Source organism: Pseudanabaena sp. CCNP1317 (assembly GCF_034931345.1).
Taxonomy (GTDB): Bacteria; Cyanobacteriota; Cyanobacteriia; order Pseudanabaenales; family Pseudanabaenaceae; genus Pseudanabaena; species Pseudanabaena galeata.
Genome location: NZ_JAYGIF010000002.1, coordinates 117,335 through 143,328 on the forward strand (window position 1 = coordinate 117,335; position 25,994 = coordinate 143,328).

The 25,994-nt window shown below is 41.6% G+C and carries 23 protein-coding genes and 1 tRNA gene; 13 read left to right on the forward strand and 11 right to left on the reverse strand.

Features of this window, described 5'->3' with window-relative positions; all coding sequences use genetic code 11:
- Window positions 1-114: 114 nt before the first annotated feature.
- A complete protein-coding gene (locus VB775_RS01360; protein WP_281008496.1) occupies window positions 115-1,641 on the reverse strand; it encodes a tyrosine-type recombinase/integrase in 1,527 nt (508 codons plus the stop codon).
- A gap of 6 nt (window positions 1,642-1,647) precedes the next feature.
- Window positions 1,648-1,833, reverse strand: a complete 186-nt coding sequence (locus VB775_RS01365) for a hypothetical protein (protein ID WP_281008497.1) — start codon at window positions 1,831-1,833, stop codon at window positions 1,648-1,650.
- A 272-nt stretch (window positions 1,834-2,105) separates the two neighbouring features.
- On the opposite strand from VB775_RS01365, the gene VB775_RS01370 reads away from it, so the two are divergent.
- The 7 genes from VB775_RS01370 to VB775_RS01400 all read left to right on the forward strand — a co-directional run bounded on the left by VB775_RS01370 (window position 2,106) and on the right by VB775_RS01400 (window position 6,340).
- Window positions 2,106-2,777: a cytochrome b/b6 domain-containing protein gene (locus tag VB775_RS01370; RefSeq protein WP_190575301.1), complete on the forward strand. Its 672-nt coding sequence runs from the start codon at window positions 2,106-2,108 to the stop codon at window positions 2,775-2,777.
- A 51-nt stretch (window positions 2,778-2,828) separates the two neighbouring features.
- Window positions 2,829-3,383 (forward strand): hypothetical protein, encoded by a 555-nt coding sequence (locus tag VB775_RS01375; protein WP_281008498.1) that lies wholly within the window; start codon window positions 2,829-2,831, stop codon window positions 3,381-3,383.
- Between the two features lie 211 nt (window positions 3,384-3,594).
- Window positions 3,595-4,557, forward strand: coding sequence for a ParA family protein (locus tag VB775_RS01380; protein WP_281008499.1), 963 nt, complete (start codon window positions 3,595-3,597; stop codon window positions 4,555-4,557).
- 31 nt (window positions 4,558-4,588) lie between these two features.
- Window positions 4,589-5,140 (forward strand): restriction endonuclease, encoded by a 552-nt coding sequence (locus VB775_RS01385; protein ID WP_281008500.1) that lies wholly within the window; start codon window positions 4,589-4,591, stop codon window positions 5,138-5,140.
- On the forward strand, window positions 5,137-5,685 hold the full coding sequence (locus VB775_RS01390) for a hypothetical protein (RefSeq protein ID WP_281008501.1): 549 nt from the start codon (window positions 5,137-5,139) through the stop codon (window positions 5,683-5,685). Before VB775_RS01385 ends, VB775_RS01390 begins: the two co-directional genes overlap by 4 nt.
- A gap of 7 nt (window positions 5,686-5,692) precedes the next feature.
- Window positions 5,693-6,106 (forward strand): DUF6713 family protein, encoded by a 414-nt coding sequence (locus VB775_RS01395; protein ID WP_281008502.1) that lies wholly within the window; start codon window positions 5,693-5,695, stop codon window positions 6,104-6,106.
- Between the two features lie 45 nt (window positions 6,107-6,151).
- The gene (locus VB775_RS01400; RefSeq protein ID WP_281008503.1) at window positions 6,152-6,340 is read left to right on the forward strand and encodes a hypothetical protein; all 189 of its coding nucleotides are present in this window, start codon (window positions 6,152-6,154) and stop codon (window positions 6,338-6,340) included.
- Window positions 6,341-6,436: 96 nt separating this feature from the next.
- Here VB775_RS01400 and VB775_RS01405 read toward each other — a convergent pair whose 3' ends face one another.
- Complete coding sequence (locus VB775_RS01405) at window positions 6,437-6,652, reverse strand: Nif11-like leader peptide family natural product precursor (protein WP_009624972.1); 216 nt, start codon at window positions 6,650-6,652, stop codon at window positions 6,437-6,439.
- Between the two features lie 686 nt (window positions 6,653-7,338).
- Between VB775_RS01405 and VB775_RS01410 the strand changes: the two genes are divergently transcribed.
- Together VB775_RS01410 and VB775_RS01415 are read left to right on the forward strand one after the other, a co-directional pair.
- Entirely contained in the window at window positions 7,339-7,677 is a 339-nt protein-coding gene (locus tag VB775_RS01410) for a hypothetical protein (protein WP_281008505.1), read from the forward strand.
- 220 nt (window positions 7,678-7,897) lie between these two features.
- A tRNA-Leu gene (locus VB775_RS01415) sits at window positions 7,898-7,980 on the forward strand.
- A 103-nt stretch (window positions 7,981-8,083) separates the two neighbouring features.
- On the opposite strand, the gene VB775_RS01420 is transcribed toward VB775_RS01415, so the two are convergent.
- From VB775_RS01420 to VB775_RS01435, 4 genes are read right to left on the reverse strand one after another with little or no spacing between them, the layout of a single operon-like run.
- Window positions 8,084-8,989 carry a hypothetical protein gene (locus tag VB775_RS01420; RefSeq protein WP_281008506.1) on the reverse strand — a complete coding sequence of 302 codons (906 nt, stop codon included), beginning with the start codon at window positions 8,987-8,989 and terminating at the stop codon, window positions 8,084-8,086.
- Complete coding sequence (locus VB775_RS01425) at window positions 8,986-10,401, reverse strand: AAA family ATPase (protein WP_281008507.1); 1,416 nt, start codon at window positions 10,399-10,401, stop codon at window positions 8,986-8,988. The genes VB775_RS01420 and VB775_RS01425 overlap by 4 nt, the downstream gene beginning before the upstream one ends.
- Window positions 10,370-11,104 (reverse strand): type III pantothenate kinase, encoded by a 735-nt coding sequence (locus tag VB775_RS01430; protein ID WP_281008508.1) that lies wholly within the window; start codon window positions 11,102-11,104, stop codon window positions 10,370-10,372. The genes VB775_RS01425 and VB775_RS01430 overlap by 32 nt, the downstream gene beginning before the upstream one ends.
- Window positions 11,097-11,567 (reverse strand): DUF29 domain-containing protein, encoded by a 471-nt coding sequence (locus VB775_RS01435; protein ID WP_281008509.1) that lies wholly within the window; start codon window positions 11,565-11,567, stop codon window positions 11,097-11,099. The genes VB775_RS01430 and VB775_RS01435 overlap by 8 nt, the downstream gene beginning before the upstream one ends.
- A 296-nt stretch (window positions 11,568-11,863) precedes the next feature.
- Here VB775_RS01435 and VB775_RS01440 point away from each other — a divergent pair, with 296 nt between their 5' ends.
- Window positions 11,864-12,772, forward strand: a complete 909-nt coding sequence (locus tag VB775_RS01440) for an RDD family protein (protein WP_281008510.1) — start codon at window positions 11,864-11,866, stop codon at window positions 12,770-12,772.
- Between the two features lie 212 nt (window positions 12,773-12,984).
- Here the strand turns inward: VB775_RS01440 and VB775_RS01445 are convergent, their stop codons facing one another.
- The 4 genes from VB775_RS01445 to VB775_RS01460 form a co-directional block, all read right to left on the reverse strand.
- Window positions 12,985-15,417 (reverse strand): CHAT domain-containing protein, encoded by a 2,433-nt coding sequence (locus tag VB775_RS01445; protein WP_281008511.1) that lies wholly within the window; start codon window positions 15,415-15,417, stop codon window positions 12,985-12,987.
- Window positions 15,418-15,443: 26 nt separating this feature from the next.
- Window positions 15,444-15,692, reverse strand: a complete 249-nt coding sequence (locus tag VB775_RS01450) for a hypothetical protein (protein WP_323216618.1) — start codon at window positions 15,690-15,692, stop codon at window positions 15,444-15,446.
- A 300-nt stretch (window positions 15,693-15,992) separates the two neighbouring features.
- Window positions 15,993-18,650 (reverse strand): CHAT domain-containing protein, encoded by a 2,658-nt coding sequence (locus VB775_RS01455; RefSeq protein WP_281008512.1) that lies wholly within the window; start codon window positions 18,648-18,650, stop codon window positions 15,993-15,995.
- Between the two features lie 325 nt (window positions 18,651-18,975).
- Complete coding sequence (locus VB775_RS01460) at window positions 18,976-20,034, reverse strand: pentapeptide repeat-containing protein (RefSeq protein WP_281008513.1); 1,059 nt, start codon at window positions 20,032-20,034, stop codon at window positions 18,976-18,978.
- Window positions 20,035-20,204: 170 nt separating this feature from the next.
- Here VB775_RS01460 and VB775_RS01465 point away from each other — a divergent pair, with 170 nt between their 5' ends.
- From VB775_RS01465 to VB775_RS01475, 3 genes are all read left to right on the forward strand, one after another.
- The gene (locus VB775_RS01465; protein ID WP_281008514.1) at window positions 20,205-20,948 is read left to right on the forward strand and encodes a tRNA1(Val) (adenine(37)-N6)-methyltransferase; all 744 of its coding nucleotides are present in this window, start codon (window positions 20,205-20,207) and stop codon (window positions 20,946-20,948) included.
- Between the two features lie 90 nt (window positions 20,949-21,038).
- Window positions 21,039-23,357, forward strand: a complete 2,319-nt coding sequence (locus VB775_RS01470; protein WP_281008515.1) for an ATP-dependent helicase — start codon at window positions 21,039-21,041, stop codon at window positions 23,355-23,357.
- A gap of 169 nt (window positions 23,358-23,526) precedes the next feature.
- Complete coding sequence (locus VB775_RS01475; RefSeq protein ID WP_281008516.1) at window positions 23,527-25,944, forward strand: CHASE2 domain-containing protein; 2,418 nt, start codon at window positions 23,527-23,529, stop codon at window positions 25,942-25,944.
- Window positions 25,945-25,994: the final 50 nt, after the last annotated feature.

The window sequence follows — 25,994 nt, forward strand, 5'->3', positions numbered from 1 at the left end:
AGTAATATTACTTTGTTTTTGGGAGTTGATACAGATAGCCTTAATACAAACTCTAAGCCAAAACCTGTGGCGCACGCGCAGCGTGCGCCACAGGTTTTATTTAATTGCGCTTAGCTAGATCAAATCGCCCAACAAACTCGATACTTCGCCTTGCATATTGGTGCGATTGTCGTCGTAGAGCATGAGGGTATCAAGTTTTTTGTGTCGGGATAGTTTCTGGACTTTGCGAACATTGCCGTTAGTTGCATCAAGGGCTGCTGTAATCGCAGAATGGCGGATACGGTGGGGAGACATTTTTTTAGTAATTCCTGAGTCTCGTGCAAGTTGATCGACAATTTGGTAAATCGCTGTGCCAGTCAATCGATGCCCGTGATTGACTGGATCGAGAGATTGAAATAAGGGGCGATCGCTATTTCTTGTCTTAAGTTGAGATAACCAGTCTTGAATTGCGTTAGTCGTTCCCATACTAAGACTAATGAGACTCTTTTGAGAGCCACGTCCCTTACCTAAAATTTGGAGCGATCGCCCTTCAAAATCAAAATCACCGATATTCGCACTAACAACTTCATTACGACGTAGGGCATTGTCCCAAAGTAGTCGCAAAATCGCAAAATCACGTATGCCTTTGATAGTAGTTCTATCTATTTGTAACAGCATTGTGCGAATACCATCGGGCTTAATCCCCGTCGTATCGCGATAGGTTTGGACTGTCTCAGTTTGGATATCATCGAGGTTCCAATTGCATTTCCCTAACTTAGCGGCGAAGTTTACCAAGGACTTGAGAGCAGACAAGCGACGGTTAATTGTCGATTCCTTTAAGCCTTGAGCTATTAAGTCGGATTTATATCGCAACACGATCGAGATCGCCTCAAATCGATTTAACTGCAAAAACTGAGCAATCACTGGCTCCGTGGGCTTCTGTCCATAGGCGGCAAGAAAAAAGTAGCGCAAATCCTTCTCATAGGCGCGTCTGGTGTTAAGACTCCGTTTGTCGGCTAGGAGAGAAGTGAGAATGTCTGGATTAAATTCTGTTAGAGCATAAGGAACCTTGCTTATTTGAGTCTCACTAGTATCTAAATAAGTCCTATTTTGATTCTCATATTCTAATCTTAATACACTGCTTGATCTCAACTGAGTCTCATGCGTCGCAACTATAGTCTTATTTTGTGTCTCAAAATCTTGATTTAAGGCGTGTTTTGCTTGGCTAAATCTCAATTGTTCGGGAGCGATCGCGTCGCTAAGCCCTGCATTAGCTGCGGCGCGTTTGACTATGCCATAGATGGCAGTTCCCGTCAGTCTATGACCATAACTCGCACGATCCAGAGATATAAATAGTGGTGCTTGAGAATCTTCCTCGTTCTCAGCTTCAATATGAATCAAATTTAGCCAGTCTTGTAGTGCGTTGGCTGTGTCCAAACTAAGACTAATAATTTCCGCTTGATTTTGTTGCCCCTGACGTTTATAGCGACGCTGAACCTGAAGCGATCGCCCCCTATAATCCAAATCGCCAATGCTAATTGCCGCTACCTGTTGCCGCTTTAGCGAATTCTCGATCAATAATTGCAAAATTGCATAATCGCGTTGACCTGCTAATGTGTGGCGATCGCAAGCCATGAGAATTCGCTTTAGGTTATCTACCATGTTGGATCATGACTTGCTGCTAAGGACTTTGTAGGCAATCGCGATTAAAACTACACCGCCTAAAAAAGGCAGCCAATGGTAGCGAACATAATAGAACAAGCTATTAAAGAAGTAGCTAGCCTCACGGGATACCCATGCTGCGATCGCCAGCGCCCCTACAAACATTGTGAAATACATAATAAACTTGAGCATCGTTCTATCTCCTAAAGAATCCTTTTTAAAAATGAGTCCGCTACAAATGCAATACAGATCAGTGTGATTAGCCCACCACTACCAAAACTCAGGCATTTTAGAGATTGAGCGATGAATGAACCACTAATAGCAGTGCCCTCGGTGAAACGCATCATAATATTAAATACAAGATCAGTAAAACCAATGGCTAAAATTGGCTAAAATTTTGCTTGTTAGGTTTTTATTCATTCCTACTTTGTCTGTAATTCACACATAATCATAACAAAAAGTTTATGTCGCGTACTGCCCCATACCAGCCCATTCTTTTGCGGTTATTGCATAGTGCGATCGCCATCTTAGTCTTCGCTTCTTTAATTACAGGTTTTATGGTCTATGACCGATTTGATAAGCGGTTTGGAACTCTTAACTTACCTATAGTCCCTAATACTCAAGGGATTCACGGTACGATCGCTTTAACATTCTTAATTCTCTTACCAATTTTTGCTATATATTGCTTCCATCTAGGCTCACGACGCTTAGTTCAGGAGCAATCACTTAAACAGCTTGCAGAAGTGGGTAAACCAGTTTGGTGGATATCTCTACAGCGTCTCACCAATACTCTTATTCTTCTATCTGCGACCTTTGCAGTGATTACAGGTCGAATGATGCAAGAGATCTGGCTACCTAGTGAAGAATTGAACCATGCTTGGTATATCGGACATTTGATTTCATGGGTATTAATGATTGTTGGTATAGCAATGCATCTATTGATGAGCGCTAAGGTAGGTGGATTCCCACTATTGCTCTCTATCTACAATTGGAAAGTCCGTGCTGAAGATATGCCGAATTCTTGGTTTAAAGGATTTCAAATCAAACCATCTAGCACGATTCTATTAATTTTTGAAATACTTGTTATCGGTGGAATTGCGATCGCCTTTGTTTTACCCGCATTCTCCCAAAAATAAAATAAAGTAGAGGAGGTCGCAATGCGACCTCCTCTACTTTTATGCAAAAACATGAGAAAAAAAGACTTAACTTTACGCAGCGATCATAACTGGGAGTCAGAAGAAGGCTACAAAATCTTTGTTGCTGATCGTGGAGCGGTACGATTTGATTTTCCCAAAGATTGGATTGTTAAGTTTAAAGAAAAGTCCGTTAGCTTCCATGACTTTGAGCCAACTGATGATACAGGCGCGTTAGAAATGTCCTTTAATCGCTTACCTCCTCACGATTGGAATACATTTCCCCTCAAAAAAGCCCTGCAACAAATCCTTGATGATGACGATCGCGAAATTCTAGCCAAAGGTAAAATCACTAGCGCTAACCGAGATGGCATGAAGCTCGTATGGACAGATTTGCGCTACATTGATGCAACCGAGAAGCGGGAAGCCACCTCTCGCATCCTGATTGGTATTGGTGGTAATGTCCAAGTCCTCTTCACCTTTGACTATTGGACGGAAGGCGAAGAACAGATGCGCCAAGTATGGGAAGTAGTATTGCGATCGCTACGACTTGGCTTATTTATTCCTGATCCTACTAGAGGACAGGTAGTTAATCCAAATTTAAACTAGAACCACTAGAAAACGAATAGAGGTAACTCTGGGAATAAATCTAGATATAGTGATGATTTTTTACCGATTACTTGGCGGTCTAATAGTGTATTGTTAATTCACTCAAAATGATTGAAAAGTAAAGGCACGCATAGTCTAGGCTCAGGTTTTAGGCTCAGTCAGCCTCACTTTAAAACTTTTTAAAACTATATTTTTGCGGATATTCAAAGTAATGGGAAAAGTAATAGCAACAGTAAATATGAAAGGTGGGGTCGGTAAAACCACCTTAACTGTCAATATTGCCACCTGCTTGGCGAAAATCCACCGCAAAAAGGTTTTAGTCGTTGATTTAGATACCCAAATCAGTGCCACGCTTAGCATGATTTCCCCAGCCGAGTTTGCTAAATGTCGCAAAGAAAATCGCACCTTGCGAAATCTAGTTAGTCAGGCGATCGCGCGTTACGGTGTCCAGATTAATGACCCAGAAGAAAAAGTCTACCAAATCAAAGATCTCGTAATTCCCCATGTTTGCAAAGTTCAAGGCTTAGATCTCTTAGTTGGTGATATCGATCTATACGATGAGTTTCTAGTGTCGGAAATGCTCTATAACCGATCGCTCCTATACGAAGAAAAGCAAACCTTTCAGCAAACTTGGAGTAAGTTCGAGCAGACTTTAATTAAAGGAATCCTTGCTCCTGCGCTGAAAAGTTATGACTTTATCATTCTCGATTGCGCCCCTGGTTATAACCTAATTACGCGCAGTAGTATTGTGGCAAGTGACTTTTATATAATGCCCGCCAGACCTGAGCCTCTGTCTGTAGTCGGTATCCAGCTATTAGAAAGACGTATTGAACGACTACGTGAAGTCTATCGAGAAGACAATTCGGTTAATATTCAACTCTTAGGTATTGTGTTCAGCATGTCGGCTGGCTTTACCCTGAGCAGATATTACCAAAAAGTAATGGATCGAGTGGCGGCGGACTTTAGCACCGCCAAGATTTTTAAAACTAAAATTCCCAATGATGTCAACATCGCTAAAGCTGTAGATAATTTCGTTCCTGCTTCCTTAGCAAATCCCAATTCAGGCGGTGCAAAAGCTTTTGCTGAAGTAACTATCGAGCTTTTGAAAAAGCTAGAAGTTTCTCTAGGCAAGAAAGAACAAACCTCAAGATTAAGTCTAGTTGATTTAGAATAATACTAAGTTAAGAGAGGTTGAAAGAATAAAGTTGGCTACCGCAGCAGAATACGAAAGTATCATCAAGTCGCTGCAATGGGATGGATTAAGATCTCTATGGTATGAAATAGCAAAGCGTGATACCCCAAGTTGGGAATCTGGCAAGGCTTTTGAATACTTAGTAATACGGGCATTTGAACTTGATGGAGCAGAGGTACGATATCCTTATAAAGTTAGGCTATTTGAGGAAGAAATTGAGCAGATCGATGGAGCAGTCCACATCGCTGGTTTTTCCTGTCTTGTAGAAAGCAAAGACTTTACAGAAAAGAAAGTTGATATCGCACCGATAGCTAAACTTCGTAATCAACTTTTACGTCGTCCCATAGCAACAGTTGGCTTAGTATTTAGTAGAACTGGGTTTACAGATCCTGCCCGCACTCTTTCCCGTTTTTTGTCGCCACAAGCAATTCTTCTATGGGATGGCGACGAGATAGAGTATGCGTTAGACAATGAAAAACTTTGTGAACTACTAATCTTAAAATATCGTGTATGTATAGAAGATGGACTACCTGATTACAACATTACAACGAGGAATATTCCATGATTGCATATATTATCTGTGAAGGAATTGATGACAAAAGAATACTACAAACTCTTCTACCAGAAGCTTCTTTAAATCAAGTAGAAATTGTTGTTGGTGGTGGAATATCTTCTGTAAAATCAATTGCACGTTCTCTAGTTGTTCGTAGACAAACGCCAGTTGTAATAGTTGTTGATTCGGATTCTACAGTACCAGAATTAGTTAAAATGCGTATTGGAGAAATTACCGACATAGTTGAAAGTGTATCTGTTAATACGCCTGTCAAAGTAGTACTTTTTGTGCCTGAGATAGAAATCATCTTTTTCCGAGATCCTCTATTACTGTCAAGGTTGTTAGGATATGACCCTTCTCAGGAAGAGCTTAACTTGGCAATTTTGCAACCACGTAAAGTATTAGAACAATTGCTTGCTAAATCTGAAAAAGTTTGTGATCGGAGTCAAATCATTAACCAAATAGCTAATGAAAATATTAACTATTTAAGAAACGATCCTGCTATTCAAGAGCTAATTGATTTTCTTCAGTCAGTCAATAAACTTGTCAAAGTTTAATAAAGCAATGAAAAATCTGCTTTTTAATTTAGGCTTAGCAACACTTTCCACCCATGAGTTAGATGCGGTTACTCAGTCAGAGTGGCATCTTCTCTATATTTTGAACAACCTCCCAGAACAAATTGCAGCAAACACTTTTGTAGTTCTTCACGTTCCATTATTTACGATTATTTTTGGGTTGGGATTTAACGATAATCCTAAAGTTAAGAAGTGGGCAAGAATTATCTTTAGCTTGTTTTTGATTATTCATGCAGGATTACATAAAGCCCTCGAAAATCATCCTCTATATACTTTTAACTCACTGATTTCAAAATGTTTGATTTTTGGAGCAGGATTAATTGGTTTGCTGTACTTAATGGCTCTAATTGGGGAGAGATTTGCTTACCCCACAAAATCTGAAACCCAAGACTCCGTTAATTAAAAAGTGCTACATCACATTATCTCGTTGAACTATGACCTTAAAACTATGCATAATCATATCCAAAAATTAGAAAGCGATCGCCTATCATCTACACAAAAAACGAAACCTTGTCATCACTGTGAAGGCAAAGGCTACATAGAACTGCGAGACTGTTCTGGAGAAATTCAGCGAGAAGAAAATTGCTCATTTTGCCATGGGAAAGGAAAAATTGAATCTGATAATTTTGCGGAGTAGTTAGAAGCAGGCGATCACCTGTTTTCTAGAGTTTATAAATTTAAGGCTCCGCAGTATCAAATCTTTATTTAATGCATTATGATTCTCGCAAAGCAATTAGTTGTACTCTCCAGGAATATCAGTTTTTCTAACAGTAACCCTGTCAACCTTCTGACCTGACATTCTCAATAATTCATCACCTGAAAATTCAAAACCAAGCTTTAGTGCTATTCGTGCAACATCATCTGCGGTTGATGCTGCGACCACCTCGTTTTTAAGTTCAGGTTCAGACTGCATTTTCTTTAAAAATGCTTCGATTTGCTCAAAAGCCATATTTAAAATTCCCATACTTCACTAGACTGAAAATGCTATATAAAGAAAAACAGCAGTATATTCTTTAAGACTAGCAGCACAAGGTTATCAAGATTCGGGGGAAAGATGATTATCTCGACGCAAGCACCAAACCCACGAATTAGGGACTGGTGCTTTTTTGTTGGCTAGGAACTTAGAACTTATTTTGTTACAGGGTTACATTGTTATAAGATTACGAAATTGATTAGCTTATGTAAATAACCATTATCGTAAGCATACATATCCAGCAAGGGTTTCAAGTAAATTCGTAAGCTTTAATTCAACTTCAACACTGCGGGTATTTCATCAAGCCTAAAAGCAAGATTTTTTTGTCTGTCCCTGACAGCAAAATCAGTCTAGTAGTGAGATATTCTGTCTTTTATTGGGTCTAGAAATAAGACGCAGACTCTCAATATTAGGTAAAGAAAATTCTCTTAAGAATAAATATGAAATGAGGTACAAAGGTTTGTTTCTGCGCCTTCGGTGGAGAAACAAACCTTTGTACCTCGCTTGCTTGAAAGGCGGTATAGACTTTTAATCAAATAAAAGCGGTGCATTGCAACGCTTTTATTTGGCTTTTGAAAGGTTAAATTTTAGCTGTTGCTTCTCAAACCTAGACAAACCTATGATGAAATCTAATGTAAGTTCTAATTTGCGAGAAAATTTCCATGGCTGATATTCGTGAAGTAACAGGTGACCCAAATGAATTCTGGAGTGAGCTAAGCTGGGCTGATCTCACCAGTGACGAGCAAGCGGTCTGGACTCAATTAGGTTGGACTGAGGAAAGCTGGGATGAGGAGGAGGATTTTCCTGAATGGGATGACTTGTCTAGCGAAGATAAAAAATTGTGGGGTATCCTCGGTTGGAGTCAGGCTAGCTGGGAAGGAGAAGATGACATTCCTGAATCAGCCGAAAAGCTTTGGGAAGATCTGACCAGTGAAGAACAAGCAGCCGCAACGCAGCTTGGCTATACTCCAGAAAAATGGGACGACGAGGAAACCGACTAAATTTTACAGCGCCTTGCAAATCTGGGGATTTTGTGAAAGTCTTGCAAAGCAAGACTTTCACAAAATCCCCAATGATTCGTTTGATTGGTAATTGCTCAAAAAACTATAGCCAGTAATACTAATTCACGAAAGTGTGACAACACTTTTTTGAGCGATCGCAATAATTTTAAAATTATGATCATAAATTCACCCATTTCGCGTTAGAATAGCAAAGCCCTTTGGGGGTATGGCGGAATGGTAGACGCTACGGACTTAAAATCCGTTGATCGTAAGGTCGTAAGGGTTCAAGTCCCTTTACCCCCACTTCATAAGATCGATTTACGATCAATAGTATTGCTTCGCAATACTTCCTAAATCAAAAAAAGAGACTACTGTGCTTTGCACAGTAGTCTCTTTTTTGATTTAGTTACCATGCATCAATAATTTTCTGCATAGTCTTTTCAGCAAGTCCCTGTACATTAATAATTACATCTTGAATTGACAGAAATTTCTGATTTGGTTGCTGTAATCTTAGTTCATCAATAGGACGAGCAAACTTGATATTAGTTTTCGCTGATTTTGCTAACTTATTCTGCAATTCAGCAAAATTAAGGTTATTCAAGTCATCAAGTACCTGTAAGACTTTTGGATTGGTATTGTCAATATTTTTAGCTTTACTTGTTGTTTTAGATTTAGGAGTAGTTTTAGATTTGGGTGTGGTCTTAGATTTACTAATTTTTTCTGGTAACGGTTCTGGAACTAGATTAGTAGGTTGATTACTAGTGCCAAGGACTGTATGAATAGGAACAAGGGATAATGACTGACGAAAATCGGTTAAATGAGCATCCAGTTGTTTGGTCACTTGACCTACAATTGTTTGCAAACTAGCACTGATTCGTTCTTCAATGGTTTTCTCGATCGCCGCAGTTAGTTTTTGCTCTAATCGATTGGCGATCGCTTCTTCGATTTTTGCTAAATCTGGAGAGGTTTCATGATTCACTTGTGGAGGACTGGGAATAGGTGTTGGCGATCGCAAAAAATTATATTGCTCAAGAATCGTTGACTCTAAATCAGGTGGTACGACATAGGCGCGGATTGCTGTAAACTGCTCATCTATTTCCTGCGCTTTAATTGCTGCGTAATATTCAAAATGACCTTTCAAAACTTCAAAAGCGATCGGTGAAACTTTGCGGACAAGTATAGGACTAACGGTATCACCAGCCTTTAAAAATAAGTTAGCAAGATTCTCAACTTGATGGGCTGGAAATTGAGAACTAGATACTGCGGGCGGTGTGATTGTATCGAGATCGATGGAAGAAGTTAATAGACTCATGCACTTAATCCTACTTTTTCAAGAACTTCATTAGCTAACTCTTCAAACTCGGCAGCAGATATCGAGTCGGGCTTAAAGTCAAAAATTGACTTAGGATCAGGAATTTGGCGATCGCCTTCAAATATAAAATTATCAATAGCCCTTGATAAGTCTTCACGCTGAAAAATTCTGGTTTCCAACACAGGGAATCCATAACGCTCTTCGACAACTTTTTCTTGTTTAGGCAAAGTTGCTTTAATGTAATTAGCATTGGTCAAGATTTTGGAAGGTAATACACCTAAAATCGAGATCGCAGGTTTATTGATGAAAGTACGAAACTCATCAATTTCCTCAACAAAGTTTTTGACATTGCGTAAACCTTCATTAGCAAAAGGTTTGAGGTCGGAGGGAATGATCAAATAATCACAGGCGATTAGTGCAATTTTGGCATAGAGATTTAGAGATGGCGGCGTATCAATCAGAACTACATCATAGTCATCCTTCACCAGTTCCAATTTCTTGACTAGATGCGTTTTAGAACTATCCTTATCAACTAATCTAGCCTCTTGCCAAATCAAATTAATATGCGCGGGAATGACATCGACTGGGGGATAAGTAAAGGTACTCTTGAGTGCGATTTCAGGAATATAGTTAGATTTGGGATAGAAGACAACATTATAAATATTGCTATCTTTGAGCGTATCTTCTTCTTCAGTATCAAACTTCATTAAACCTGCGGCATAGGTAGTATTCGCCTGACTGTCGAGGTCAATAATGAGAACTTTTAACCCCTTACGACTAATGGCAGCAGCGAGATTAATGGTAGTCGTGGTTTTACCGACACCACCTTTATTGTGATAGATCGCGATCGTTTTCATGATTCTTACTTTTGGGTTAGGAATAGCAATTGTAGTTTGTAGAGATTGTGGCGGCGTGATATCAACTGATTGCTGTGGAGGTGAACTGGATTTATCGGCGGAACTAGCATTTTTAGGTTTAATTTCAGCTAATTTATCTCTGCCAATAATATCCTTGATTTTTTCGATATTGTCGGTAATTTCTGTACCTTGGCATTGAAAATTTAGCTTGACCTGATCGCCCACAAGCTCATAAATCCGAAAATCCTTACCATTGGTTAACACCCCATACACAACATGTAAGCGCGTTAAATAACGACTCAACCGTCGCACATGGGAGTCAAGATTGTGCTTCGGGTGTTTCGCCTCCATCACCACACAAACCTTGGGCGCAGAGTCAGTAATGCTCGGAAATACCTGAGAAGTCAATGCTAAAAAATCTAAGCGAATGCTCCCTAAAGCAACTTCCTGATGCCATTTACTAGCGTCATAACCAAGTGTAGGCAAAAGATACTGGACAATTAATTTACTTTCGACTTCGCTCTCATTGCGACAAAGCTTTGGATTGAAACTCACAGCAGTGCCATAATCCCCAAAAAATTAGATACTTATCAATTATATCTACTTGTAGTCCCCATTTCACTAAATGTTCGCCATCTCCCCCAGTAATTATCACCTTGCTATCGGGAAATCGCGATCGCCAATCATCGATATAAGCTTGCAAACCTGCTAATAAGATGTGAGCAATTCCCCCTTGAATTGAGCTAGGAGTATCTGTCCCCCATCGAGTTGGTAAGGCTTCAGGAATATTGAGATCGGGTAGCGCCGCCGTATTTTGATGCAAAATAGAAAAATGCGATCGCAAGCCAGCCACAATTGCCCCACCGACAAAAGCTTTATTCACATTAATTCCCGTTATAGTAATCGCTGTCCCCGCATCAATCACTAAGACAGGATAGTCATAAATCTCCCCTGCACCATACGCTGCCAAAGCCCGATCGCATCCCATTGTTGCGTACAAACCACGCAAAGGCACATCAGCAGTTTTAATAATTTTGGTTTGTGGTAAATCATGCCAGATAGTGATTAGCTCAGGGACAACTGAGGCGATCGCTATATTTGCAAAATATCGATTCGCAAGTTTTGCTTCTAAGATTGGTAATTGGTCATAGGTATAGGCATATTCCTCAAGAATTTGGCGATCGCTACCAAAAATAACTGCCTTAATTCTGGTGTTGCCTATGGCGATCGCTAAATGATTATTTGAATTATTATTCATCCCAAAACTTAACGCTCAACATGGCTTCAATGTCGCGGCTAAACTGCCATTGCTCAGGAATTTGATAGCCTTTTTTCTCATATTCATCCCTAACATCTCGCAATGCAAGCCGAAAAGCAACATCAAAAGCATCATTCCATATAGTTTTTAAGCTGGGAGAATCCATCAGCGCCAACTCAAGATCAGTTCTTTGATTTCTAATCGTCCGTTCCCAACCATTAAACTCTTGAGGCATATTGACATATATGCGCTTAAGCAAATGGGCAATCAAGGTTGTGAGGCGACTTCTTATTTCTTTTTTATCTGATTTACCCAAGCTCTCGATCTCCTCTATCAAGTTTTCCAAGTCTACATGGTCAAAATCCCTAGCCTTGAGCTTGGCTACAGTTTCTTCAGTCCATAGCAAAAAGTCTGTTTCATATAGAGAGGCATTGAGAGATTTACGAGTTATCGCCTGTGTCATTTTGATGTAGCTCCTTTGCTATAAAGCCCACAGACATTTTTGAAAGAGCCGCGAAGCGGCTCTTTCAAAAATGTCTGTGGATTTTGCTTCAGCGCTTCGTGCTGTAAGTGTAATTATAAACTGATGTTACGCAGAAGGTTAGCAAAGCCCTCACCCCTAGCCCCTCTCCTGTGGGAGAGGGGAACAAGAAAATAATTAAATCTTGCACCCCCTCGCCTTGCGGGAGAGGGTGCTGGGGGTGAGGGTAAGTCTTCTATCTGCGTAAGGTGAGTTATAAAGGCATAGAATATAACTCTGTGCCTTCATCACGAATCAAGCAATTACAACAAGCAATTACAATGGACTTCGAGCCAGCTTATAGCCGCTATCCCCTTGCTACGGTCAATCAACGCCTCGGAGCGCTCATCGTAGACTTTTTAAGTTGTTGGTTTATTTCCGAATTAACCGTATCGATCCTATCGATTGACCCTGCTAATCCCCTGCATCTGTTTATCTTCATATCGACATGGTTTGTCTTTCGCGTATTTATCTCCGCACGCGCACAGGGGCAGAGCTTTGGCAGATGGCTGATCAGCATTCGGGTGATTGATGCGGAATATGGCAAAACGGCTGGATTAGGTGCATTTATGAAGCGGGAGATATTTGTATTTATCTGCTCCATTTTTCTGATTAAAACCATCACCACGACCCTGATCGTCTTTGCATGGATTCCCTTTGTTGCCGATGCTGCCTTTGCGATCGTTGATAACGAAAAGCGCCAAGCCTTCCACGATCGCATTAGCGGCACAATTTCTATTCAAACCCGCAAAGGCTTTGCGATCGATGAAAAGTTAGGCAAACTTTTTAATCGAGCAGGTCAGCAAGCAACTAAGCTCTATCAAAGTCGTCAAGAGCGTGATTTATATGAAGATGAATATAGCGCCCCTCGTCCCAAACCTAAGCGCCGACCCCGTACAAAATCACGCCCACCCCAAGACTTTAATTTTGATCGAGAAAGTAATTTTGATCGCTCCTATCAAGACGATCCCTATGCTGAGCCTTTAGATCCGCCCAAAAATTCTTATAAAGGTGATGTTGATGGTTTTGATAATTGGGATAAAGATGATTACCGTGATGATTTTGGCGATCGCTCAGATTCATATCAAGAGCCATATCAAGACGAACCACCAATTAAGCGATCGGCTCGTCGTCCTAGACGTAGATAGTTATCGTTTGACAAGATTGTACCAAAGCAGAAAATGGCTACGCCATTTTCTGCTTTGAAAACCCTTACTGGGTTTGGGTTTTAATTCACAAAAGTGTGACCACACTTTCGTGAATTGGTATTTGCAAGAAAATAAGATCCCAATCCAGATTTTCCAGAATCAGTGGGGCGGCGGAGCCGCCCCACTGATTCTGGTTTTATATACAGCAAAATTTACAACCCATTACCGATCGCAAAGAAGGCTGCCCAGTAATAGGGGTGATTGTAGTCTTTGGATTTGATCAGTGATACTTGAGCGCGGCGTAGCGCCTCAGTTGCAGTGACATTTCCCTTTTGCAGTTCTGCATAAAATGCTGTCATCAGTACACTTGTCTTATTGTCATCGACTTTCCAGAGGGATGCGATCGCCTGTTTTGCTCCAGCCTTTTGCACTTGATAGCCAAAGCCTAGGATTTCTACACCACTGCCGAGTATCCCTAAACCAGTCTGACAGGCACTTAGGATAATTAAATCGATATTGGGCATTTGCCAATCAGCAATTTCATTGAGACGGATTTTGTCGCCATTGCCGAAGATGATGAAGGACTGATCGGGAGAGCCAACATTAAATTCGGCATGGGTGGCAAGGTGGAGAATATTATGGTTTTTAAATTTCGATTCGATCGCTTTACGACTAAATTGCTCTTCGATGAGGGTGACTGAGTTTTGGAAGGAGTTGGCGATCGCTTGGACTTCTCTGACGGTTGCGGGTAAGGCTGTTTGTCCAAACTTGCGATCGCCTGCTTTACCACCAAAGGCTCCTGCGAGGATGTTGGGTGCGTTTTGGGGTTGTGGGGTAAAGTCGGAGAGGGTATAGGCGATGAGGTTACTAATCTGGTATTTCTCAACTAACAATTGTTTACCGTCATAGAGTGCGGCGATGGGAATGTAGCGGAGTTGTCCATCGGGTGCATAGAGAATCGTTTTGGTGTTGAATTGAACGAGTTCGGCTTCGATGGGTTTAATCAGGAGGTTATAGAGTTGGATTGATGGCTCTTTGAAGTCTTCGGAACTAGGATCAAGGAGTCCTACTCTATAGTCCCTAATTAGGGTTTCTAGTTGGTCTTTGGAGATTGTGGTGGTGCGGCGGATGGGGAGGTTGTTGGGGGCAAAGAGGATGATTTCGAGGCGATCGCCTAAGATGAATGGATAGAGTAATACGGTTCCCTGTGGGATTTGGTTGAGATAGTCGGGAACTTTGTTGATTTCGGATTTGGTAAGTTGTTGGATTTGATTTGCAAGTTGATTGTTGATGTCTTGGCTATTGTCTGGGCTAATAGCTAACAGCTTATCGCTAATAGCTAATTCTGGTGCTAATAGTCTGACTCCCTGTGCGGATCTGTCGCTGCCTTTGATGTTTTTGAGGTAGTCTTCGAGTTCTTGGACTTTGAGGAGGTCGAGGACTTGGAGAGCTTCGATGATGCGGTTTTGTTGGAGGAGGCGATCGGCGAGGTTGCGGTAGGTATTTTCAACTGTTTTTGTATAAGTTTGCTGTTCTTCACGACTTAACACACGTAAGTTTTTGCGTATTCTTTCTGTAGTATTTACAGCTTCTTTGTAGAAAATGATTGATAACTCTATCTGCTTTTGTTGATTTAATAAATCTCCAATAGTCGAGAGGGATTCTCTTTCAACCCAAATATTTTTAGCTTTTCTACTGGTAGATATACTTTGTAACAGGATATTAATGGCTTCTAAGGATCTACCTAGTTTAGAGTAAGTCATGCCAAGCCCATACAATGCATAGCTTTTGGCAGAGTCATTAGACGTTATATTTAATGCCTTTTGAAAGGATTCTAATGCGCGAGATGGTTCATTTAATTCTATAAAGGCGAGTCCCATATTACTAAGGTTAAAACTTGAAATATTGTCATATCCTAATTTTTGAGAAATTGCCAAAGCTTGCTGATGATATTCCAGTGCTTTAGAATATTGTCTTAAGCTATAGTGGTGTAGCTCTCCTAAGAACCCAAGAATAAGAAATTCGTTTCTAGAATAATTTTTCTCTCTCGTAATATCTAATGCTTCAAGGAGTAATTGAAGTGCTTTAGTATGTTGTCCTAGTATGTCATAGGTGTTCCCAAGATAAGCTAAGTTATAGCTTTCACGATATTTGTTATTCAAAAATTTATAAATTTCTAGAGCTTGATGGTGAAATTTTAGTGCTTCAGCTAGATTGAGAGAACTATAAGCACTATCTCCAGCACTACTAGCTTCCCACGCAATATCATTGAGGCTTATTATTACTTCATCTTTACTTTTGAAATCTCCTAGCTGCTCAGCAATAGATAAAGCTTGCTTGTAGTAATCAAATGCTTTTTTGATTTCGATTAATTCGTATACTTCGCCAAGATTTTTGAGAGCTATTAGTTCAATATTCTTATATCCTAGCTTCTTAAAAATTACAAGAATTCGTTCATAATAAGCAATTTTTTTAGCTATCTTCTCACTTTGTTCCTCTTTAGTAGTTATACCAGCAGAAATCAAGCTTGTATAACTACTTCCCTCCTGCACCTCAGCCCCAAAAACACCCTCTGGCAAAGTTACAACAGACACCAACAAAGGACAAACAACCAGAGAAATAGCCGTCCGTGAGCGTAGATTCATAGCCATATCACCGATTTGCGTGCTTACTATTCTACATACATATCATCCCACCGACCATATGCAGTTTTATCAAGGAAAAAGTTAAAAGGAAAAAGGAAAAAATCTCTTAGGGGCGCAGCATTACCGCCACCATTTACGCATATCACACCAATCATCAAACGGTAATGCTTCGCCCAAACCCCACAACGCAGAGACAAGCGATCGGCGAGAGTTAAAGAGGGTTTAGCATTTGCAGATCGAGATTTTTTGTGAGGAGTTTGAATATTGTGGCGCAAATGCTAAACCCCTACAGTTTTTTGCTGTTGTTGGCTGTTGTTGGCGATCTATGATCACAATACAAAAAAATTTCGTAGGGGCGAAGCATTACCGCCACCATTTATCGCATATCACCACAAATTATCAAACGGTAATGCTTCGCCCAAACCCCACAACGCAGCCACAAGCGATCGGCGGGAGCCAACAATCTAGAGATCCCCGACTTTTTCTGCTCAAGCTGAAGGGATTTGCAAATTCACAAAAAAAGTCGGGGATCTGTCTGTGTGATGCAAATGGGAATCGTCTAAAGCAGTATATGTCTACAACCCATTACCGATCGCAAAAAATGCTGACCAAAAGTAGGGATGGTTATAGTCTGGGGAATTTATCAAAGCAATTTGAGATCGCCTTAATGACTCAGCGATCGCCACATTCTCTTTTTGCAATTCAGCATAAAAAGCAGTCATCAGCGAACCTGTCCCCACATCATTAACCGACCACAGAGAAGCGATCGCATTTTTTGCCCCTGCTTTCTGAACTTGATAACCAAAACCTAAGATTTCTACGCCACTACCGAAAGCACCTAATCCAGTCTGACAGGCACTTAAGATGATCAAATCCACATTGGGAATTTGCCAATCCGTGATTTCATGAAGGCGGATTTTGTCGCCATTACCAAAAATAATAAAGGAATTGTCTGGCGCACCCGTATTGAATTCTGCATGGGTGGCAAGGTGAATAATATTATGATTCTTTAACTTCGATTCGATCGCTTGGCGACTAAAGTCATTTTCAGTTAAAGCAACAGAGTTTTGAAATTTGTTAGCGATCGTTTTGACCTCGGTCAGTGTCGCAGGTAAAGCAACTTGTCCAAACTTCTGCTCTCCTTCTCTTCCGCCAAATGCTCCTGCTAAGATACTGGGTTTAGTTTTGGGTTGGAGTGAAAAGTCAGAAAGGCTATAGGCGATGAGATTGCTAATTCGATATTTCTCCACTAGCCATTGCCTGCCATTGTAGAGAGCGGCGAGGGGAACATAGCGTAGTTGTCCATCAGGAGCATAGAGGATAGTTTGAGCTTTGGCTTGAGTAAGTTCCGTTTCGATGGGTTTAATCAGCAGAGTATAGAGTGCAGTGGCAGGATCTTTGACATCATCGGAACTAACATCACGAACTCCATCCCTAAAGTTAGAAATTAAAGCTTCTAGTTTATCCTTGGGAATTTTCACCGTGCGGCTGATGGGGAGTGTGTTGGGTGAGAAGAGGATGATTTCAAGGCGATCGCTTAAAATCAGAGGATAAAGTAGCACAGTTCCCTGTGGGATTTGTTGGAGATAGTCGGGGACTTTGTTAATTTCTGATTTGGGAAGCTGTTGGATCTGCTTAGCAAGTAGGTCGTTAATTTCAGGACTATTTTCAAAGCTAACCGCTAACAGCTTATTGCTAATCGCTTTCTCTGGTTCTAAAATCCTTACCCCTTGAGCAGTGCGATCGCTGCCTTTAATGTTTTTAAGATAGTCCTCTAGTTCCTGCACCTTGAGGAGATCGAGAACTTGCAGAGCTTCCATGACTCGACCTTGTTGGAGTAATAGGTCGGCAAGGCGACGGTAAGAACCTTCCACATTACTTAAATAGGAATTTTGTAAATCTCGATCAAGTTTACGAATATCTTTACGGATCGATTCACTGATGTTGACTGATTGCTTGTAGAAGACGATGGACAAATCCGTTTGTTTTTGTTTTTCAAGGGTCAAGCCGATCTGATTTAGAGCCATTCTTTCGCCATCACGGTTTTTGATCTTACGGGCAATTTCTAATCCTGCGTTATGGTAGTCGATCGCTTTCCCATAGTTACCAAGGGCATAATAGGCACTTCCCATAGAACCCAGTGTTTTCCCTTCACCACGGCGATCATTGACTTCACGGGCAATTTTTAAGCTTGACGCATAGTATCTGATCGCTTCATCATAATTACCCTGCGCTTCGTAAGCATTCCCTAAATATCCCAGTGACTTCCCTTCACCACGGCGATCGTTAATTTCTCGCGCCGCATCTAAACTCGACTGATGATATTTAACTGCCTCCTGATAGTTACCCTGATCGTAGTAGGCATTGCCTAAGTAACCGAGGGACTTGGCTCTGCTCAGTCGATCATTGATTTTAGTAGCGATCGCTAAGCTCTGCTTGTAATAGCTGATCGATTTGGGATAGTCCCCAAGGGAGCGATAAACCAGTCCTAAAAAGCCAAGAGCCTGTCCTTCTCCGCGTATTTCTTTGATCTCACGGGTAATTGCTAAACGCTTTTCTTGATACTCAATGGCTTTAGCAAAGTTACCCTGAGCGCGATAGGCATTGCCGAGATTACCCATAGCATTGCCTTCCCCTTGACGGTCTTTGATTTCGAGGGCAATGGCTAAACGCTGCTCGTGAAATGCGATCGCTTTCACATAGTCGCCCTGAGCATAGTAATTCATTCCCAAATTACCCAAAGCTGATCCTTCACCACGGCGATTGCCAGTCTCACGGGTAATCACTAAGCTTTGCTCATGGTGGGCGATCGCTTGTGAGTAGTTCCCCAGAGCGCGGTAGACAACGCCGAGATTGATCAGAGACTCTCCTTCGCTACGGCGATCGCCTAGCTCCTGAGCGATCGCTAAACTCTGGCGATGAGAAGCGATCGCTTGATCGTAGCGCCCCAGTGATTCATATATTTTGCCTAGATTTCCATGTAATATTCCCTCTTTCTGACGATCTTTGATTTCTTGATAGATGACTAAGGCTTGTTGCCATGACTGCAATGCGGGTTCAAACTGGCTAAGTTTATATTGCTGAGTTCCCAAATCCAACAGTCGATCCGCTTCTGCTTTGCGAGTTTGAGTTGTTTGCGTTTGAGCGTTCACAAAGGACGGATCAGGTGGTAGTAAGATTCCACCAAACCCAGTTGTCAATACAAGCGTCAGCGCATAGAACCGAGAAGTCATGACCTTATCCTCAAGTTTTACAACAATTATATTTAGTATATTTAGGATGGGCTTTGCCCATCTAATCTTACCGTTTAGATTTATTTAGAGTTTACGCATAAATCCCTAAAACCCTCACCCCTAGACCTTCTCCCAGTAGGCTACGGTGTAAACACAAGCCTCTCCGTTTTTGTTTCAATGTATCTAAGCCCCCTAAATCCCCCAATTCTGGGGGACTTTGAAAGGATTTTATTATCTTGTTCCCCCAGAATTGGGGGTTAGGGGGCGATTAATTGTTGACTTAACTAGGCTTGATGAGGGCAGTTTTGGTTTTGCGTAAGTCCATTTATTTATGGACTTTGCCATCAGGAAGGGTCGCACCCTTGAGAATCGCGCCAACAAGATTAGCGCTACTTAATTCAGCACGATTGAGAATCGCGTCGGTCAGGTCAGCATTAGCGAGATTTGTCCGCGCCAGATAAGCTTCAATAAGATTAGTGCGAACCATAATTGCCCCATGAAGATTAGCGCGGCTGAGATCGGCTCGAGTCAATTTAACATCCGTGAGATCAGTTCCTTTCATCTGCACGCGACTTGCCTTAATATCTGCCATAACCGCACTTCGCAATGAAACTCCATTAAAGTCTGCATCAATTAAGATGGCGCGTTCCAGTTTGGCATTATTTAAAATCGCACCTGAAAGCATGGCACAACTGAGATTAGCCTCCGAAAGAAAGACCCCTTGCATATTGGCATTATTTAACTTCGCTTCAATCAGATTAGCCCCACTGAGAGTTGCTTCTTGCAGATTTGCTCCCCTTAAATCCGCTTTGTGTAAATCTGCCCCAGATAAATTTGCACCGCGCAAATCCGCCCCAGATAGATTTGCCCCCGTTAGATTCGCAGTGCTGCGCTTCTTTTTACCAGCATCAATTTCATGTTGATCGCCGATCGCTCTTTCTTGTCTGAGATTTGCACCTTTCATACAAGCACCGACGAGGTTCGCCCCACTCAAGTTCACGGTTCGCATATCCGCATCAATTAAGTTTGCATCCATTAAATTAGCAAGACTAAGATTAGCTCCAAATAACGTCGTTCCTTGCAAACTAGCTCCATGCAAATCCGCATTGGATAGATTGACATTACTCATGCTTGCTTGATTAAGATTTGCACCACAGAGATTTGCCCCCACCATTAAGGCTCCGCGCATATTCGCACGAGTCAGGCAAGCAAAGGTGAAGACGGTACTATTGAGATAGGCTTTAGACAAGTTAACATCTAGCCAATCGGTACGACTCAGATTTGCACCGCTAAGTTTGATGCCATTCAGATTAAGCCCGCTAAAGTCGCGATCGCCCTGTGCATAGCGGCGCAAAATATCTTGAGAAGTAAGTGCTGCATCCATCGTGTTGTTACACTTTCGTTGAATTGGGATAAATTACAGCGCTTTGCGCTCAAACCCAAACCAATATATGTTTTGAAAGTATTGCTTTGCAATACTTTCAAAACATATATTGTGGTTCGTTTGAATGGTAATTGCTGTATGGCAAGATCATAGCGGTTAGCAATAAAGAAATGCGAAATTCCTGTTTTTACTTTAAACAATTTGCGATCGCTCAAGACAAATGTGCGATGAAAGTAGGAACAGATGGCATTTTGTTGGGTGCATGGACAAAGCTGCCTGAAAATGCTCAAATTCTGGATATTGGCACAGGTACAGGCTTGCTAGCCCTAATGTTGGCGCAGCGATCGCAATCATCAAATACATTTCCCAATATATTCCCCAATACATTTATTGATGCAGTGGAAATTGATCATGATGCTTATCAACAGGCTAAAGAGAATATTGAGAGTTCGCCTTGGCGCGATCGCATTAATATCGATCATGCCAGTATTCAAGACTGGGCGATCGCTTGTTCTCAGCAATATGACTTGATTATTTCTAATCCGCCATTTTTTGAGAACGCCTTTAAACCTTCACAAAATTCTAGAACCTTAGCCAGACATAGTGACAGCCTTTCCCAAACTGATCTTCTCCAAATCGCAACACAATTGTTAAAACCAAATGGACATTTAGCAGTTATTTATCCTACCGATTTAGCTAATAATTTTCTCGCTAAAGCTCAGAGTTTTAATTTATTTTGCGATCGCCAAGTTCAAGTCAAACCAACTCCTCAAAGTCCAGTCAAACGGATATTACTAGAATTAAGCCCCACTCAATATGCCGCTCAAACAACGATGCTCACCATCGAAGAGAGCAAACACCTGTACACGCAAGACTACATTGCTTTAGTAAAAGACTTTTATCTAAATTTATAAAGCCAAAGAAAAGGAGGGCGGCGCGAAGCGCCGCCCTCCTTTTCTTTGGCTTTGCGATAAAATGCGTGATGTACATCCGCCAAAGTTGTCATGGTCACCCCTGAAGCTCTCAATCAATTACGCACAACCCTCCGCAAAGGGCAACAAACAATGGCGGACTGGCAGGGTGGTGAGCTTGCCGTGTCCGCAGTGCCAGGGGCTGGCAAATCCACGGGAATGGCGGTAGCCGCCGCGATCGCGATCGCCAATTTTAACCTACATCGCCAAAAACAATTAGTAATCGTCACCTTTACGCGATCGGCGGTGAGCAACATTCGCAAAAAAGTATCCGAGCATCTCAAAAATCTGCGCTTACCGCAAAGCTCTTTTACAGTTAGTACGTTGCATAGCTTGGCTTATAACATTGCCAGCACTCATCGAGAACTATCAGGATTTGGGGCAGGGGAAACTAAAATTATTTCGGAATCTCTCAAGCAGAAGTTAATTCGCAATGCCACAAATATCTGGGTAAAAGAGAATCCCAAATTGTATGACCTATTGCTAGAAGGGAAAAACTTTGACGGAGAAGATACGGAACGCTTGCGACGACAGACGGTATTACGCACCGATGTATTGCCCAGTTTAGCGAGAGAGGCGATCGCAACAGCCAAGAGTTCAGGTTTGAGCGCAACAGAATTGCGCGAAGCGGAAGCTCCCGATGGTGGCGACATCTTAGCGATCGCGGCGGGACTTTATGAGACCTACGAACGACTGTTGCGGCAAGAAGAGGCGATCGACTATGACGATATGATTTTGGGCGCGTTACGGGTCTTAAGAAATGAAGGTGTTCGCAAATATTGGCAAGAGAGAATTTTTGCTGTATTTGAAGATGAAGCACAGGATTCTTCACCGTTGCAAACGGAGTTGTTAGAGATTCTCGCCCTCACCCCCCAGCCCCCTCTCCCTGAGGGAGAGGGGGAGTCAGAAATCTTCCTCCCCTCTCCCTCAGGGAGAGGGGCTGGGGGTGAGGGTATTAAAAACCTGATGCGGGTTGGTGATCCTAACCAAGCGATTAACTCCACTTTTACCCCTGCTGATCCACGCTTTTTTAATGAATTTTGCGATCGCTGTAGTCTTAATTCGCAACTCTCAACCCTTGATCAAGCAGGACGCAGTACCAGAAATGTGATGCGAGCTGCAAACTATATGCTGCATTGGGTCAATCATTCCGAATATGCCAAGATTGAGAAGCCGTTCCGTCAGCAAAGAATCCATCCAGTAGATGCTGATGATCCGCAAAAAAATGCTAATCCCGAACCCATTGGCAAAGGAGTAGAAATCTATTTACCCAATACTATCGATGATATTGAGCATGAGATGACGATGATCGGCGATCGCATCAAGCAATTACTTGCTCAAGATCCCAAACTGAGTATCGCGATTTTGGTGCGTCAACATAATCAGGGGCGCTTTGTTGCCGAGTCTCTTGCGTGGCTGACCAAGGAGCATGAGATTAAAATCTATGATGTCGAACAAAGCGATCGGCGATCGCGAGTGCCCATGGATATGTTGGCGATTTTGCAGTTTATGGAACGTCCCCACTCCCCCGACAATCTTAAATCAGCGTTAGAAGTTCTCAAGGATCGCCAGAAAATCTCATCACAGCAAGATCTCAATGCCCTCGCCAGTAATCCCGAAAAGTTTCTCTATCCGACTTTGCTAGATCCAGCTTTATCAACCCTTGCACAAGAAACCCAAGCTAAATGCATCGGTTTACTACGCGCCAAAATCGAACTTCCGTTATATAACCTAATTCCCTTTATCGCCTTTACTATCTACGACGAAGAGGCAGGACTATTGGCAACTGCTGACAAATTAGGCGATCGCCTCAATCAGCAACTAGTAGGCAGCTATTCCATGCAAACTGTAATCGAATCGCTAAGGGAAATCGTCGAATCAGAGAACTTTGAAGCAGTCGAAGATGAAAATCTGGAAGGGCGCTATATGACAGGGGGACAGGTAACGCTGATCAGTCTGCATAAAGCCAAAGGACTAGATTGGGATGTAGTCTTCATGCCATTCTTGCATAAACGTATTTGTCCGGGGGAAGCTTATATTCCTGAATCGGTTAAGTTTTTAGGGGACTTTGGCTTACCTGAAGTGACAAGGGCGCAAATTAGAGCGATCGTCCATAGCGATCGCCTTCCCAATGCGGAAGAGGCTTGGAAACAATGCAGTTACCTCAAACAAGCCGAGGAGTTTCGTTTACTCTATGTTGGCATGACCCGTGCTAAGCGATTATTATGGCTATCGGCGGCTCAATCCGCTCCCTTCAGTTGGAACACCTTAGAAAATCGCACTGAAAATGCTGCCATTTGTCCTGTGATTACAGAACTAGCTAAGAAATTTCCTGAATTTGTCTCATGGTAAGTAGCTCACCATAATTAAAACCTAAAACCAGAAGCTGTCCTGCCCGCGTAGCGGGCGGGACAGCTTTCTAGGTTTTTAGTTTGCTTCGGTACTTAGTGGGACTTTGCTTTGATCGATTTATTTTTTAATAGTTGCTAACCTCTTTTAGAATGTACGGTAAAATTTACCTATGTGGATCAATCTAAAAAGGCGAATTGTGAAATGGCGTGGGGTCTTTTTCGTCATCCCCGCAACAACAGGAATTTTACTGTGGATTCGCTTTATGGGAATCCTGCAACCATTAGAACTGGCTGTATATGATTTATTTTTTCAGTGGCGACCTTCAGACCCAATTGACGAACGCATTGTGATTGTGGCGATCGAGGAATCAGATATCAAGACTTTTGGTTCTCCTATTCCTGACGATACCCTTGCGAGACTCCTCACTTTAATTAAGCAGCAACAACCCAGAGTCATTGGGCTAGATATCTATCGCGATTTACCAGTTCCTAAAAAGTATGGCTCTGAATATCAAGAATTAGTGAATATATTTGAATCTACACCAAATCTGATTGGCATTCGCAAAGTAGTTGCTAATCAGAATGGTAGCGATGTAGCTGCTTCTCCAGTTCTCGAAAAGCTTAATCAAGTAGCTGCCAACGACTTTTCGTTAGATGGTGATGGTAAAGTTCGCCGTATACTTCTCTCTCTAAAAAATAAGCAAGGTAAGACAATTCCTAGTTTGAGTGCAGCCTTAGCTATTCGCTACCTTCAAAAGGGAAATATTAATCTGGAAGTTATTGATCCCCAAGTACAGAAATATAAATTAGGTAAAGCCATATTTTCACCCCTTCAGGAACATGATGGCGGCTATACAAACGAAGTCTTGGGAGGCTATCAAATATTATCAAACTTTCGGAATTTTCAGGGTGATTTTCAGAGGGTTTCACTAACTAATGTACTCAATGGAAATATTCCTCGGAATATATTTCGCGATCGCGTTGTTTTGATTGGTATCACGGCAGAAAGCATTAGTGATTACTTTATCACTCCATACAACAGTACAATTGTGAGAGGTTCCTTCTCATCCACTAGTGGAGTAGAACTTCATGCTAGTATTACCAGCCAATTAATTGCCAAGGCTATTGACGGACTGCCAACCTTAAAAGTTTGGACAAAACCCATAGAGATTTTGTGGATTGCTATGTTTGCGATTGCTGGTGGTCTATTGTGCTGGAATAGTCGTTATGCGAGACCAATTACTCAATCAAAAATTCCTTTGCGCCTACCTTGGGGGACTCTAGCGATCATCTTTCTGGGGGCAAGCCTATTCACCACAAGCTATATTGTTTTTTTATGGGGATGGTGGATTCCTGTCGTACCGTCTTTGTTAGCTCTGATTAGCTCGTCGATCGTAGTTACAGGTTATACAGCCCTCAGTGCAAACGAAGCCCGTAGACGGGCTATTCTTTCAGTTATACCTGATTTGATGTTCAATGTTAGCGGCGATGGTATTTATCTAGGGCTGATTAACTATGAGAGTACGATCAAGTTAGCTATTCCTGACTTGGAGAATATTGGCAAGCATCTTTCTCAAATGCTACCGACCGAAATTAGCGATCGCCACCTTTATCATATTCGGCAGGCTTTGACCACAGGAAAGCTCCAGATTTATGAACAGCAAATCTGTATAAATAATGTTTGCCAAGAAGAGGAAGTGCGTATTGTTGTGAGTGGTCGCAATGAAGTGCTATTTATGATTCGCAATATTAGCGATCGCAAGCAAGCGGAATTAGCAATTTATAAAAAGAATGCGGAATTAGCTAGTACATTAGATGAACTGAAAACGACTCAAAAGCAACTGATTGAGTCAGAAAAGTATGCCGCCCTTGGTAGCATGGTCGCTGGAGTTGCCCATGAAGTGAATACACCTATTGGCAATAGTTTAATGGCAGCTTCCATATTAGATAATGCGACCAATAAGTTTAAGGAATTTTTTGATTGTGGCGAACTCAAAAAGTCGAGCTTACAGGCTTATTTAGAAAAAGCCAAAAGCAGTAGTGAGATCCTACTCGTCAATTTACACCGTGCGGCTGAACTTATTCAAAATTTTAAGCAAGTTGCTGTCGATCAATCAAGCCTAGAACATCGCAGTTTTCCAGTAAAAGATTATATTGAAACAATTTTGATGAGTTTAGCGCCTCAAATTCAACTTACACCTCATACTATCAAAGTCTATGGAGATAGTGCGATCGTGATATACGGTTACCCAGGTGCTTTTTCCCAAATTGTTACTAATTTAGTAATGAATTCTTTGACTCATGCTTATACTGATTTAGATAAAGGTGGGCAGTTGCAATTTGAATTTATTCAACAAGATGATAAGGTGATTATTACTTACTCTGATGATGGCAAAGGCATTCCTGCTGAAAGATTAGATAGGATTTTTGAGCCTTTTTACACGACAGCTAGGAATAAGGGTGGTAGCGGATTAGGATTGCATATTATTTATAATCTTGTGACCCAAAATCTTAAGGGAACGATTCTCTGTGAAAGTGAAGTTGGTTTAGGGACAAAGTTTACGATCGCTTTACCAGTCAACTTATAACGCTTTCTGTACTGCCTAATATTTTATCTATATCAAAGTTTTTGACTAGA

What these genes read in the sequence shown, in the direction of transcription:
- VB775_RS01360 (WP_281008496.1), bottom strand. Translation starts at nt 1,641, where the DNA reads ATGGTAGATAACCTAAAGCGAATTCTCATGGCTTGCGATCGCCACACA.
- VB775_RS01365 (WP_281008497.1), bottom strand. Translation starts at nt 1,833, where the DNA reads ATGCTCAAGTTTATTATGTATTTCACAATGTTTGTAGGGGCGCTGGCG.
- VB775_RS01370 (WP_190575301.1), top strand. Translation starts at nt 2,106, where the DNA reads ATGTCGCGTACTGCCCCATACCAGCCCATTCTTTTGCGGTTATTGCAT.
- VB775_RS01375 (WP_281008498.1), top strand. Translation starts at nt 2,829, where the DNA reads ATGAGAAAAAAAGACTTAACTTTACGCAGCGATCATAACTGGGAGTCA.
- VB775_RS01380 (WP_281008499.1), top strand. Translation starts at nt 3,595, where the DNA reads ATGGGAAAAGTAATAGCAACAGTAAATATGAAAGGTGGGGTCGGTAAA.
- VB775_RS01390 (WP_281008501.1), top strand. Translation starts at nt 5,137, where the DNA reads ATGATTGCATATATTATCTGTGAAGGAATTGATGACAAAAGAATACTA.
- VB775_RS01395 (WP_281008502.1), top strand. Translation starts at nt 5,693, where the DNA reads ATGAAAAATCTGCTTTTTAATTTAGGCTTAGCAACACTTTCCACCCAT.
- VB775_RS01400 (WP_281008503.1), top strand. Translation starts at nt 6,152, where the DNA reads ATGCATAATCATATCCAAAAATTAGAAAGCGATCGCCTATCATCTACA.
- VB775_RS01405 (WP_009624972.1), bottom strand. Translation starts at nt 6,652, where the DNA reads ATGGCTTTTGAGCAAATCGAAGCATTTTTAAAGAAAATGCAGTCTGAA.
- VB775_RS01410 (WP_281008505.1), top strand. Translation starts at nt 7,339, where the DNA reads ATGGCTGATATTCGTGAAGTAACAGGTGACCCAAATGAATTCTGGAGT.
- VB775_RS01420 (WP_281008506.1), bottom strand. Translation starts at nt 8,989, where the DNA reads ATGAGTCTATTAACTTCTTCCATCGATCTCGATACAATCACACCGCCC.
- VB775_RS01430 (WP_281008508.1), bottom strand. Translation starts at nt 11,104, where the DNA reads ATGAATAATAATTCAAATAATCATTTAGCGATCGCCATAGGCAACACC.
- VB775_RS01435 (WP_281008509.1), bottom strand. Translation starts at nt 11,567, where the DNA reads ATGACACAGGCGATAACTCGTAAATCTCTCAATGCCTCTCTATATGAA.
- VB775_RS01445 (WP_281008511.1), bottom strand. Translation starts at nt 15,417, where the DNA reads ATGAATCTACGCTCACGGACGGCTATTTCTCTGGTTGTTTGTCCTTTG.
- VB775_RS01455 (WP_281008512.1), bottom strand. Translation starts at nt 18,650, where the DNA reads ATGACTTCTCGGTTCTATGCGCTGACGCTTGTATTGACAACTGGGTTT.
- VB775_RS01460 (WP_281008513.1), bottom strand. Translation starts at nt 20,034, where the DNA reads ATGGATGCAGCACTTACTTCTCAAGATATTTTGCGCCGCTATGCACAG.
- VB775_RS01465 (WP_281008514.1), top strand. Translation starts at nt 20,205, where the DNA reads ATGCGAAATTCCTGTTTTTACTTTAAACAATTTGCGATCGCTCAAGAC.
- VB775_RS01470 (WP_281008515.1), top strand. Translation starts at nt 21,039, where the DNA reads ATGGTCACCCCTGAAGCTCTCAATCAATTACGCACAACCCTCCGCAAA.
- VB775_RS01475 (WP_281008516.1), top strand. Translation starts at nt 23,527, where the DNA reads ATGTGGATCAATCTAAAAAGGCGAATTGTGAAATGGCGTGGGGTCTTT.